10 protein-coding genes are annotated in these 12,005 nt (G+C 73.7%); 6 read left to right on the top strand and 4 right to left on the bottom strand.

Going from position 1 to position 12,005, the window contains the following annotated elements:
* Positions 1-276: 276 nt before the first annotated feature.
* Entirely contained in the window at positions 277-1,980 is a 1,704-nt protein-coding gene (gene ctaD, locus IE308_RS29405; RefSeq protein WP_190220251.1) for an aa3-type cytochrome oxidase subunit I, read from the top strand.
* Positions 1,981-1,992: 12 nt separating this feature from the next.
* On the opposite strand, the gene IE308_RS29400 is transcribed toward ctaD, so the two are convergent.
* Positions 1,993-3,288 carry an ABC transporter substrate-binding protein gene (locus IE308_RS29400; protein WP_190220250.1) on the bottom strand — a complete coding sequence of 432 codons (1,296 nt, stop codon included), beginning with the start codon at positions 3,286-3,288 and terminating at the stop codon, positions 1,993-1,995.
* Positions 3,251-3,835 carry an MTB12 C-terminal domain-containing protein gene (locus IE308_RS29395; protein ID WP_190220249.1) on the bottom strand — a complete coding sequence of 195 codons (585 nt, stop codon included), beginning with the start codon at positions 3,833-3,835 and terminating at the stop codon, positions 3,251-3,253. Before IE308_RS29395 ends, IE308_RS29400 begins: the two co-directional genes overlap by 38 nt.
* 122 nt (positions 3,836-3,957) lie before the next feature.
* Here IE308_RS29395 and IE308_RS29390 point away from each other — a divergent pair, with 122 nt between their 5' ends.
* The 3 genes from IE308_RS29390 to IE308_RS29380 are packed head-to-tail and all read left to right on the top strand — an operon-like array spanning position 3,958 to position 7,933.
* On the top strand, positions 3,958-4,443 hold the full coding sequence (locus IE308_RS29390; RefSeq protein ID WP_190220248.1) for a hypothetical protein: 486 nt from the start codon (positions 3,958-3,960) through the stop codon (positions 4,441-4,443).
* 29 nt (positions 4,444-4,472) lie between these two features.
* Complete coding sequence (locus tag IE308_RS29385; protein WP_190220486.1) at positions 4,473-7,244, top strand: ABC transporter permease subunit; 2,772 nt, start codon at positions 4,473-4,475, stop codon at positions 7,242-7,244.
* Positions 7,241-7,933, top strand: coding sequence for an ATP-binding cassette domain-containing protein (locus IE308_RS29380; RefSeq protein WP_190220247.1), 693 nt, complete (start codon positions 7,241-7,243; stop codon positions 7,931-7,933). The genes IE308_RS29385 and IE308_RS29380 overlap by 4 nt, the downstream gene beginning before the upstream one ends.
* Before the next feature lie 16 nt (positions 7,934-7,949).
* On the opposite strand, the gene IE308_RS29375 is transcribed toward IE308_RS29380, so the two are convergent.
* Positions 7,950-8,642, bottom strand: coding sequence for a LysM peptidoglycan-binding domain-containing protein (locus tag IE308_RS29375; RefSeq protein ID WP_110627172.1), 693 nt, complete (start codon positions 8,640-8,642; stop codon positions 7,950-7,952).
* 520 nt (positions 8,643-9,162) lie between these two features.
* On the opposite strand from IE308_RS29375, the gene IE308_RS29370 reads away from it, so the two are divergent.
* A complete protein-coding gene (locus IE308_RS29370) occupies positions 9,163-9,966 on the top strand; it encodes a DUF8842 C-terminal domain-containing protein (RefSeq protein ID WP_110627173.1) in 804 nt (267 codons plus the stop codon).
* A 73-nt stretch (positions 9,967-10,039) separates the two neighbouring features.
* Entirely contained in the window at positions 10,040-10,375 is a 336-nt protein-coding gene (locus IE308_RS29365; protein WP_190220246.1) for a hypothetical protein, read from the top strand.
* An 87-nt stretch (positions 10,376-10,462) separates the two neighbouring features.
* Here the strand turns inward: IE308_RS29365 and der are convergent, their stop codons facing one another.
* Positions 10,463-11,947 (bottom strand): ribosome biogenesis GTPase Der, encoded by a 1,485-nt coding sequence (gene der, locus IE308_RS29360; protein ID WP_190220245.1) that lies wholly within the window; start codon positions 11,945-11,947, stop codon positions 10,463-10,465.
* Positions 11,948-12,005 lie beyond the last annotated feature (58 nt).

The following is a 12,005-nucleotide window of genomic DNA, read 5'->3' as shown; positions in this document are numbered from 1 at the left end:
GGGTATTCGAACGCAATTCCCGCGTGTCTGCCGAGACCCTCCCCGGACCCGGCGGAAAGTGCCGGGGAACAGCCTCCGACCGGCTTTCCCGTCCCTTTCCGCGCGGTCCGCGGGAGCAGGCACCGCACAGGGAATACCGGGCCCGGTCACAACACGACCGGTACGCCCCCTGTCGGAGCGCACGACGACGCGCGCATGATGGCGGAGGCCCGCCCGGACGTGCGGTGCGGGCCCGCGGCGGACCCGGGACGCGACGAGCGAAGGGGCGAGCGAGCGATGGGCACGCAGACCGTACCGGCGGCGGCGCACCCGCTGTTGGGCAAGCGCCACGGCCGGGTGATCGTCGACTGGCTGACCACCACCGACCACAAGAAGATCGGGCATCTCTACCTGATCACATCGTTTGTGTTCTTCCTGGTCGGCGGGGTGATGGCGCTGCTGATGCGCGCCGAGCTGGCGCGGCCGGGGCTGCAGATCGTGACCAACAACGAGTTCAACCAGCTGTTCACGATGCACGGCACGATCATGCTGCTGCTGTTCGCCACGCCCAGCTTCGCCGGGTTCGCCAACGAGCTGATGCCGTTGCAGATCGGCGCGCCGGACGTGGCCTTCCCGCGGCTGAACATGCTCTCGTACTGGCTGTTCCTGTTCGGCGGGCTGATCGTGCTCGGCTCGCTGCTGGTGCCGGAGGGGCCGGCCGCCTTCGGCTGGTTCGCCTACGCGCCGCTCAACGACTCCGTGCACTCCCCCGGCATCGGCCCCGACCTGTGGATCATGGGGCTGGCGCTGGCCGGCTTCGGCACGATCCTCGGCGCGGTCAACTTCATCACCACGATCGTCGGCATGCGCGCGCCCGGCATGACGATGTTCCGGATGCCGATCTTCACCTGGAACACGCTGCTGACGTCGATCCTGATCCTGATGGCGTTCCCGGTGCTGGCGGCGGCGCTGCTGGTCCTCGAGGCGGACCGGCGCTTCGGCAGCCAGGTCTTCGACGCGGCGAACGGCGGGGCGCTGCTGTGGCAGCACCTGTTCTGGTTCTTCGGCCATCCCGAGGTGTACATCATCGCGCTGCCGTTCTTCGGCATCATCACGGAGATCATCCCGGTCTTCAGCCGCAAGCCGATCTTCGGCTATCTGACCCTGGTCGGCGCGACGATCTCGATCACCGGTCTGTCGGTGGTGGTGTGGGCGCACCACATGTTCGCCACGGGCGCGGTGCTGCTGCCGTTCTTCTCCTTCATGAGCTTCCTGATCGCCGTGCCGACCGGCGTGAAGTTCTTCAACTGGACCGGCACGATGCTCCGGGGCTCGCTGTCGTTCGAGACGCCGATGCTGTGGGCGACGGGCTTCCTGGTGACGTTCCTGTTCGGCGGGCTGACCGGGGTGATCCTGGCGTCGCCGCCGATGGACTTCCACGTCACCGACTCGTACTTCGTCGTCGCGCACTTCCACTACGTCGTCTTCGGCACGGTCGTCTTCGCGATCTTCGGCGGGCTGTACTTCTGGTGGCCGAAGTTCACCGGGAAGATGCTCGACGAGCGGCTCGGGAAGATCCAGTTCTGGACGCTGTTCGTCGGCTTCCACACCACGTTCCTGGTGCAGCACTGGCTGGGCGCGGAGGGCATGCCGCGCCGCTACCCGGACTACCTGGCCTCCGACGGCTTCACCGCCCTGAACACGGTGTCCACGATCGGCGCGTTCCTGCTGGGCCTGTCGACGCTGCCGTTCCTGTACAACGTGTGGAAGACGGCCAAGTACGGCGAGAAGGTCGACGTCGACGACCCGTGGGGATACGGCCGTTCGCTGGAGTGGGCGACCTCCTGCCCGCCGCCGCGCCACAACTTCACCGCGCTGCCCCGGATCCGTTCGGAGTCCCCGGCGTTCGACCTGCACCACCCGGAGTTCGCGGCACTGACCCCGCAGCCCGAGCCGCCGTCGCACCAGGCGAGCGAGGACCGGTCCGGTCAGGACGGGTGAGGAGCGGCCCGGTCAGGGCGCGTAGGGCAGCTGCGGGACGTCGAAGCAGGTGCGGTTCATGTCGCCCTGGGAGACCCAGCCCCGGCCGTCCCGCCAGCGCGCCACCGACAGGCAGGTGCGGCGGATCTTCGGCGGCTCGGGCAGGCGTTCGAAGACGACGGGCAGCAGCAGGCCGCCGGCGGTGAAGCCCTCGCTGCGGTTCATCCAGGCGTCGACGCACGCGCGCGTGATGCCCTGCCGCGCGCAGGACCGGGCCGCCTCGGTGAACCACATGGCCGCCGCCCAGCCCTCCAGCTGCCATTGGGAGTGCGTCCCCAGGCCCCGGGTGGCCGTGCGGAACTCCCGTACGGCCGGGTCGCCGGTGTCGTCGAGGTTGCGGCTGGAGCCGGTGGCCCACAGCGCGTTGCGGCAGCGGGGGGCGTCCCGGTAGTCGTCGGGGACGGTGGACGTCCAGTTCTGCACGTTGGTCACCTTGGCGGTGACGCGCGCGCCGACCTCGTCCATCGCCTTGCACAGCAGGGCGTTGCCGTGCGTGTCGAGGGCGTCGAAGACGAGGTCGGCGCCCTGCTGTTTCAGGTCGGCGGCGATCGCGCGGAAGTTGGGCAGCGCGAAGTCGACCTGCTCGGCGACCACCCGGTACCCCTCGGCTTTCAGGCCCCGCTCGACGAGCCGGGCGTAGGCGGCGGAGGCGGCCTGGTTGTACGACACGACGGCGGCCGTGCGGGCCCCGTGCTCCCGCTTGAAGTACCGGTAGACCTCGGTGCCGCCGTACAGCATGCCGTGCCAGCCGGGGGTGCCGTCGCGGGGCGCGAGGCTGCCGTAGATGCCGTACAGGTGCGGCCAGGTGTCGTACGCGGCGCCGATGGGCTGGCCGCCGATGTCGGGCACGCGCGCGTGGGAGACCCGGGAGGCGCCGGCGTAGTCGAGGACGGTGGTGGCGACCAGGGCGACGACCTTGTCCTCGTCGATCAGCCGGTGCACGCAGGCGTTGTCGCCGACGCCGCTGCCGCCGTCGTCGCAGGTGCGGACCTCGACGCGGCGGCCGTCGATGCCGCCGCGCGCGTTGAGCCGGTCGAAGTAGGCCCTGGCCCCGTCGCCGGGTCCGGTGAAGGCGTCGCCGCCGACGGGGCTGGTGGCGCTGGCCAGGATGCCGACGCGCAGGGGCGCGCGGGCGGTCGCGGACGGATGGTCCCGGTGCTCGAAGTCGCTCTCGGGCAGGCGGCTGCCGCAGGCCGCGGCCGGCAGGAGCAGCAGCGCCGCGGCGGCGGCCTCAGCAGCCCGGCAGCGGCGACTGCGAGGCCGACGCATTGCCACTCAGCTGCACCAGCGCGCACAGGGTGCGGACGGACACCTTCCAGGTGCCGTCCTGCACGACGGAGGTCCCCGAGGCGTTCGGCAGGGCGGTGGCCCCGTTCAGCAGCAGCGTGTAGGTGACGGTGGCCTGGGTGGCCGAGGTGAACTCGGTCTTCTCGACCCGCGCCCGGACCTGTCCGCCGCGCCGGTCGCCGCTGAAGGCCCGGAGGACCGGCGCCATCCGGTCGCCGCTCTCCAGCAGGGCCTGCTTGTCCTCCAGGGAGGTCTTGGGGTCGAAGAACTTCTCCCAGTTCTCCGCGATCTCCTTCTTGGCCGCCGTGGGGTCGGCGGGCAGGCTGGGCAGCGCGCTCGTGGCGGCCTGCCCGGGCGGTGTGGCGGAGGGGCTGCTCGCGCCGCCACCGCCGCCGTCGTCGCTGCACGCCGCGACCGCCGGGGCGAGAATGAGGAGGAGAGCGGCGGCGAACGCCGTCCCCCGTCCCGCCGCCCGTGGGCCGCGCCCCCTGGTCCGCGTCCCCCGCCTGAGGTCGCTCCCGACAACCATCTGGCTCACCACCGGGTGTCGTTCCGGGCCGGGTGCTCCCGGTGCTTTCAGGGTCAGCTTCCGCGGGGCATAGTGCAAGCCATTGGCCGGCCCGGACCACCACCCGACGTGTGGGAGCCGAGATGAGGACAGCCAGCCGTCTGCGGACCGCGCACCCCGCCCTGTGGGCCGGCTGGGCCGCGCTCGCGGCCGGCGCGGTGCTGTGCGTCATCGGCTGGTACGGCGTCTCCGGCGAGCGGTTCGCCGAGCGCCAGGTGCCCTACCTCGCCTCCTGCACGATCCCGGGCGCCGCGCTGATCGTCGCCGGGGCGGTGCTGCTCGCGCACGGCCGCGGGCAGGTCGCCGCCGCGCGCGTGGAGGAGCTGTACGGACTGCTGGTGGACGCCGGACCCGCCGGTGCCGAGGAGACTGCCATGACGGCGACGGCGACGGCGCCGGTAGCGGTCAGCGGGGAGATGCGGATGGTGCCGGGTGGCACGCTGTGGCACCGCGCGGACTGCCCGCTGGTCGCGGGGAAGGCGGAGGCGGTGCCGGTGGACGCGAAGCTGCTGCGCGGCGGCGACCTGAGCGCGTGCCCGATCTGCGACCCGCCCGGGGACACCGGCTGATGTCCGCGCACCTGTCCATGTCCTCGTCCATGTCCTCGCTGACGTACGACCTGACGCTGGCCGGTCTGTCGGTCGGCGCCGCCGCCGCGCTCACCGGGGTCGGGCTGATCGTGACGTACCGGGCGACCGGGGTACTGAACTTCGCGCACGGGGCGATCGCGATGGTGTGCGCGTACGTGCTGCGGCAGTGCGTGGCCGGCTGGGGGTGGCCGCTGTGGCCGGCGGCGGTGCTGACGCTGATGGTGGTCGCGCCGGGCATCGGGGTGGTGCTGGAACGGTTCGTCTTCCGTCCGCTGTCGGTGCTGGGCGGCGACCCGGCGCAGACCCTGGTGGCGTCCATCGGGGTGTTCGTGCTGCTGGTGGGCGGGGCGGCGCTGGTGTGGGGGCAGGGGGCCCGCGACGACGCGCCGGACCTGGTGCCGGTCGAGCCGTGGGGGCAGCTGGCGGTGGCGCTGGTGCTGGCGGCGGCGGTCGGGGCGGTGACCCGCTGGACGCGGTTCGGGCGGGAGCTGCGGGCGGTCGTGGACGACCGGGGGCTGGCCGTGCTGGGCGGCGTGGACGCGGACCGGGTGGCGGCGGCGGGCTGGGCGTTCGGGTCGTTCACGGCGGGCCTGACGGGCGTGCTGCTGGCGCCGTACGTGCGGCTGGACCCGTACGGGCTGCCGCTGCTGGTGATGGAGGTGGTCGCGGTCGCGGTCGCCGCACGGATGCGCAGCCTGCCGGTGGCGGTCGGGGTGGCGCTGGCCGTCGGGGTGGCGCAGAGCCAGTTGACGCGGCTGCATCCGCAGGGGTGGGCGGCGCCGCTGGTGCAGGCGGTCGGCGCGAACCTGTTCGTGGTGGCGCTGCTGGTCGCCGCGCTGGTCCTGCCCGGGGTGGGGGCGCGGGACGCGCTGCCGCGCGCGGTCACCGCGCGGGTGCCGGAGCCGCCCGGGGCGTGGCTGGTGGCGGTGGTGCTGTTCCTGCTGCCGCTGGGCCTCGCCGGTTCCGACCTGCACACCGCGGTCCAGGTGCCGGCGCTCGGCGTGGTGCTGCTGTCGCTGGTGGTCGTCACCGGCCGCGGCGGGCAGATCTCCCTGGGGCAGGCGGCGTACGCGGGTCTGGGCGCCCTGTTCACTGCCCTGCTGGCGGCGGGCCGTTTCCCGGGGCTGCCGCAGGTGCCGGAACTGCCCGCCCTGGCCCTGTCCGTCCTCCTGGTCGCCCCCTTGGGGCTGCTGACGGGCCGGCCGGCGATCCACCGCCACGGCCTGGCGCTGGCGCTGGCGACGTTCGCGGTGGGCGTCGGGGTGAGCCGCTTCGTCTTCGCCCAGCCGTACGTCACGGCAGGCCTGTCGCTGGGCCGCCCGGCGGGCTTCGAGGGAGACCGCGCCTACTACGTCCTGGAACTGGCCCTCCTCTGCGCCGCTCTGCTGGCGGCAAGGCTGCTGCGCCGGGGCCGCACGGGCCGGGCGCTGGCGGCGCTGCGCGACGACGAGGCGGGGGCGTCGGCGGCGGGCGTCCGGGTGCCGTCGCTGAAGCTCCTGGCGTTCGTCGCGGGCGCCGCGCTGGCCGCGCTGGGCGGCGGCCTCCTCGGCATGGGCCTGCGCGCCTTCGACCCGGGGGCCTACGACCCCGTGCGCGGCCTGCTCTGGTTCGCGGCGGTCGTCGTCCTCGGCGCCGACAGCACACTGGGCGCCCTGGCCGCCGCGGCCCTGCTGGTCGGTCTGGACGCGGGCACCCGGGGCGGGGTGGCGGCGGCGACGCTCGGCGTCCTGACGGTCCTGGTGGGCCGCCTCCCGGAGGGCCCGTACGAGGCCCTGAGGGATGCGGCGAACCGCCTGCGCCCGCGGCAGCCGGCACGCCTCACGCCCCTGGGCACGGCGACCCGAGCCCGCGTGGCGAGGGCACGCGGGGGTGGCGTGGGAGGCATCGGAGGCGTGGCGGGCGGCGCAGGCGCAAGGCCCCGCCGGGCGGCAGCCGCCGACGGCGAGGAGCCCCGGCAGGGGCCACCCGCACCCGACAACGAAAGTTGCACGGGTGGTGCGGGTGGGAACCCGGACGCGGCCGAAGGCCGCGTGCCCACCCACGCCCCCGCACGGGACACCGCACCCGCACGACCCACCGCCCCGGCACCGGCCGGCACACCGATCCTCACCGCCCACCACCTCCACGCCCGCTACGCCGACTTCACCGCCCTCGCCGACGTGACCCTCACCCTGCACCCAGGCCAGGTCACGGCAGTGGTCGGCCCCAACGGCGCCGGAAAGACCACCCTCTTCCACTGCCTCGCGGGAACCCTGCGCCCGACCCACGGCCGCATCCTCTACCGGGGCCGGGACATCACCCACACCCCACCCCACACCCGCACCCGCCTCGGCATCGCCCGCACGTTCCAGCAACTGGCCGTCTTCCCGACCCTCACCGTCAACGACAACGTCCGCGTCGGCGCGGAACAGACCGCCACCCCCGACCCCACCGCCGCGGTCGACCGCACCCTCCACCTGCTCCACCTCGACGACCTCCGCACCCAACCAGCCGCAGCCCTCCCCACCGGCACCCTGCGCCGCGTGGAGCTGGCCCGCGCCCTCGCCGGCACCCCCCGCGTGCTGCTGCTGGACGAACCGGCCGCGGGTCTGGACGGCGCCGAGGTCGCGGCCCTGGCCCGGCTGCTCAGGGCGCTCGCCGCCGACGGCACCGCCCTGCTCGTCGTCGAGCACGACCTCGACCTGGTCGCCGGCCTCGCCGACGTCGTCCACGTGATGGCGGCGGGCCGTGTCGTCGCCTCGGGCCCGCCCGCCCGGGTCCTCACCGGGAGCACGCCGTGACCACCGTCGCCCTGCGCCACGCGCGCGTGCGCTACGGCCCCCTGGAGGCCCTGCACGGCGTCACGCTCGCCGCGCCCGGCCCCGGCCTGACCGTGCTGCTGGGCCGCAACGGCTCCGGCCGCAGCACCGTCCTGCGCGCCCTCGCCGGCACGGTGCCGCTGTCGGGCGGCGCGGTGCTGTGGGACGGCGTGGACGTGACCCGGCTGCCCGCCCACGAACGCGCCCGGCGCGGACTGTGCCTGGTCCCCGACCGGCAGGCCGTGTTCGGCTCGCTCACGGTGCGCGAGAACCTCGGCCTCACCGCACCGGACCCCGGCCCGGCCCTCGCCGCCTACCCGCAGCTGCGCCCGCTCCTCCCCCGCCGCGCCGGCACGCTCTCCGGCGGGGAGCAGCGCATGCTCGCCGTCTCCCGCGCCCTGCTGGCACGCGCGCGCGTGGTGCTGGTCGACGAGCCCGCCCAGGGCATGGCCCCGGCGGCGGCGGCACGGACGTACGAACTGCTGGCCCGTCTCGACGCCTGTGTGGTCCTCGCCGAGCAGCGGCTGCCGCCCGCCCTGCGCGGCCGGCGGGTGTTCGTGTACGAACTGAGCCGGGGCGCGGTCGTGTTCGCCGGCGAGGCAGGCGAACGGGAGCGCCGCCGCACGCCGCGACCCCGCCCGGTCGACGGACCGGACGGGGTCGGATCATGAACCCGCGGGCACGGGCTCAGAGTTCGAGGCGCTGCCCGGGCACGATGAGGTCGGGGTCGCCGCCGATGACGGCCCGGTTGGCGGCGTAGATCCGCTGCCAGCTGGTGCCGTGCCGGGCGGCGATGGTGCTGAGCGTGTCGCCCTCGCGGACGGTGTAGTCGCCGCGGGAGCTGCCGCGGTCGCTGCGGTCGCCGGACCGGGCCGGCGCCTCGGCGGGCTTCCAGGTGCCCGACTTCGTGGCCGACTTCTTCGTCGACGTCCCGGTCCCCGCGGCGCCGGAGGACGACTTCGACGACTTGCTCGCCGTACCGCCGCCGGATGCCTGGGGTGCGCTGCCGTACGCCCCGGCGCGGGCCGAGCAGACCGGCCAGGCGCCCCATCCCTGGGCGCGCTGGACCTTGGTGGCGACGGCGATCTGCTGGTCCCTGGAGGCCTGGTCGGCGGTCGGCGCGTAGGCCGTGCCGCCGTACGCGCGCCAGGTGGAGGCGGAGAACTGCAGCCCGCCGTAGTAGCCGTTGCCGGTGTTGATGTGCCAGTTGCCGCCGCTCTCGCACTGGGCGATGCGGTCCCACACTCCGCCGTCCGCCGCCGCGGCGTTGCCGGTCGCGGCGAGCAGGCCGAGGGGCGCGAGCAGCGCCGCCCCGGCGAGGACCGCCGTCGTACGGGTCTTCCGAGCGTTTCCGCGAGTGTTATCGGCACATTCGGACATGAAGTTCCCTCTCGAACAACTCGGGGTTCCCCAAGGCGGAGCGCCACCGGCGCGCAAGGACGCGTCGGTGTGCGCTCGCCCCGTCCGCCGTGGGTCGAACTGCTGGAAGCCGTGTGGTGGTGCGGTCGGCGGACGTACCCGAGCGGTGCTCGTTGCACACGGCGGAGGAATGTAGGGAGCCGGGCGGGCCGTCATCAACCAAGGGACGTTTCTTCCAGGCCAGTTCGCCGTTACCGCCGGTATCGGCGAATTTCGGTCACCCATTACATCCGGATATATCCGGATACGCTCTCACCGGATCCCGTTAAACCGTGACTCACTTCACCACGTCAACTTCCTTGACGCCGAACCCTTCTGACGGTGAGTGACCGATTCCGGGGCGGGGGTCACCGTGCGCTTCCAACGCTGGGATTCCGTTCCGCCGGGTGCGTGACTCCCACCACAGATCGCCCGTTGAGTCCTTCATGAGCCGGGGACCCTCCCGGCCTCGCCAACGCACCGCATCCCGAGGGAGCCACCCGTGCCGCGCATGCTCGACGTCAGCGACGAGGTACGTGCCGAGATCGGCGACGAAGAAGCCGACCGGCTGCTCGCCGGAGACAACGCCCCCGGCAGTTACGACTGCACCTCCTGCCGCACCCCCGGCGACTCCGAGCGCGAGCCCACCAGCACCGTGCTGTTCATCGGCGACGAGACCGCCGTGCTCGCCTTCGCCCACGCGGGCTGCCTGCCCTCGCAGGTCGTCCAGGTCACCGAGGCGCAGCTCCAGGGCGCCGTCCGCTCCATCGGCGGGGACATCGCCCCCGCGGCCGCCGCCCCGGCGGTGACCGAGCCCGAGAAGTCCGTCCCCGAGCAGGCCGTGCTCGGCGTCACCAGCGGACTCGTGCTGATCGCCGGGGAGTTGCACCCGGCCCTGGTCGTCGAGCCCACCGCCCCGATCGTGCGGCCCGGCACGACCGGCGCCGGCGACGACTTCCTGCCGCTGCTGATCGAGCAGGGGTTCATGCCGATGACCGAGCTGACCGGCGTACCGCCGGTGCTGCACGGCTGGTCGGTGCTGCTCGCCATGGGCCAGCTGCACGCGGTGCTCCAGCCGGGCCCCGACGGCGGCCAGCCGGTGGCCTGGTGGCAGGCCCACCAGCCGCTCCAGGTCACCGAGGGCTGGCGGGCCGCCGCCAACAAGCACCAGCAGGTGCTGATGTACGCGGCCCCGGTCGGCTCCATCGGCCGCCAGCCGCGCGAGGACCTGCTGCGCGACGCGCTGGACAAGGCGGCGGCGAACGGGAAGCTGGTGGCCGCCGCGCTGCCGCTCGCGGGCACCTGAGGACCCGCCCCGGGCCCGCCGAACCAGGCCGCGGGGCCGCATCCTTCGGCGCGCCGGCGTCGTTTGGCTGTACGTGCACACCTACGACGCCCCCCGCCGCCAGGACCCCCTGGGCAGCCCATCGGCCACGCCGATCTACGACGCGCTCTACGCCGAGTACGTCAAGTCCTTCCGTACGCTGCCGGGTGACCGCAGCGGTGAGGAGGAGCTGGGGTTCAGCGCCTTCGGGCACAACCCGTACCGGCCGGCCCCGCCGACCGGCTCCGGTTCCTACAGCGCGTACAGCGTGGGCGCGTTCACCGCGCGGCAGCAGTCGCAGTGGCAGCGCGTGGGGCACATCGGACCGCAGGGCTCGGGCACGCACCACGTCCCGGCCGCGCTGCCGCCCGGCCGGCGCGGCGACGGCTGACCCGGTCCGTGGCAGCGGAAAAGGGCGGTCCCTCCGGGAGGGACCGCCCTTTCGGCTGACCGCGACGCCCCAGCGGCGACGCGGCTGCTACTTCCTCTTCGCGCCGCGCTTCTCCCGCACCCGCACGGAGATGTGGATCGGCGTCCCCTCGAAGCCGAACTCCTCGCGCAGGCGGCGCTCGATGAAGCGCCGGTAGCCGGCCTCGATGAAGCCGGAGGCGAACAGCACGAACCGGGGCGGCTTGGTGCCGGCCTGGGTGCCGAAGAGGATGCGCGGCTGCTTGCCGCCGCGGATCGGGTGCGGGTGGGCGGCGACCAGCTCGCCGAGGAAGGCGTTCAGGCGGCCCGTGGGTACGCGGGTCTCCCAGCCGGCCAGCGCGGTCTCGATCGCCGGGACCAGCTTCTCCATGTGGCGGCCGGTGCGCGCGGAGACGTTGACCCGGGGCGCCCAGGAGACCTGGCCCAGCTCGGTCTCGATCTCCCGCTCCAGGTAGTAGCGGCGCTCTTCGTCGAGGGTGTCCCACTTGTTGAAGGCGAGGACGATCGCGCGGCCCGCCTCGACGGCCATGGTGACGATGCGCTGGTCCTGGACGGAGATGGACTCGGAGGCGTCGATCAGGATGACCGCGACCTCGGCCTTCTCCACGGCGGCGGCCGTGCGCAGCGAGGCGTAGTAGTCGGCGCCCTGCTGGAGGTGGACGCGCTTGCGGATGCCCGCCGTGTCGACGAACTTCCAGGTCACGCCGCCCAGTTCGATCAGCTCGTCGACCGGGTCGCGGGTGGTGCCGGCGAGTTCGTTGACGACGACGCGCTCCTCGCCGGCCACCTTGTTCAGCAGCGAGGACTTGCCGACGTTCGGGCGGCCGATCAGCGCGATGCGGCGCGGGCCGCCGAGCCCGGCGCCGCCGAAGGACTGCTCGGGCGCCTCGGGCAGCGCCTCCAGGACGGCGTCCAGCATGTCGCCGGTGCCGCGGCCGTGCAGCGCGGAGACGGGGTGCGGCTCGCCCAGGCCGAGGTTCCACAGGTAGGCCGCGTCGGCCTCGCCGCTCGGGCCGTCGACCTTGTTGGCGCACAGTACGACGGGCTTGCCGGCCTTGCGCAGCAGCCGTACGACGGCCTCGTCGGTGTCGGTGGCGCCGACCTTGGCGTCGACGACGAAGACGACCGCGTCGGCGGCGTCGATGGCGAACTCGGCCTGCGCGGCCACGGAGGCGTCGATGCCGAAGACGTCCTGCTCCCAGCCGCCGGTGTCGACGACCTTGAAGCGGCGGCCCGCCCACTCGGCCTCGTAGGTGACGCGGTCGCGGGTGACGCCGGGCTTGTCCTCGACGACGGCCTCGCGGCGGCCGATGATCCGGTTGACGAGAGTCGACTTGCCGACATTGGGGCGGCCGACGACGGCGAGCACCGGCAGCGGGCCGTGGCCGGCCGCCTCGATCGCGCCCTCGACGTCCTCCAGGTCGAAGCCCTCTTCCGCGGCGAGCTCCATGAACTCCGCGTACTCGGCGTCGCCGAGCGCCCCGTGATCGTGCTCGTGCGCGTCCGAGCCGTCGGGCTGGATGTGGTCGTTCATGAAGTCCGTACCTCGTCGTTCATTCGTGGTGATCGGTGGACCGGCCCGACATGTCCGG

It is taken from the genome of Streptomyces griseosporeus (assembly GCF_014656055.1).
Taxonomy (GTDB): Bacteria; Actinomycetota; Actinomycetes; order Streptomycetales; family Streptomycetaceae; genus Streptomyces; species Streptomyces griseosporeus.
This window is presented reverse-complemented; position numbering and strand designations above follow the sequence as displayed.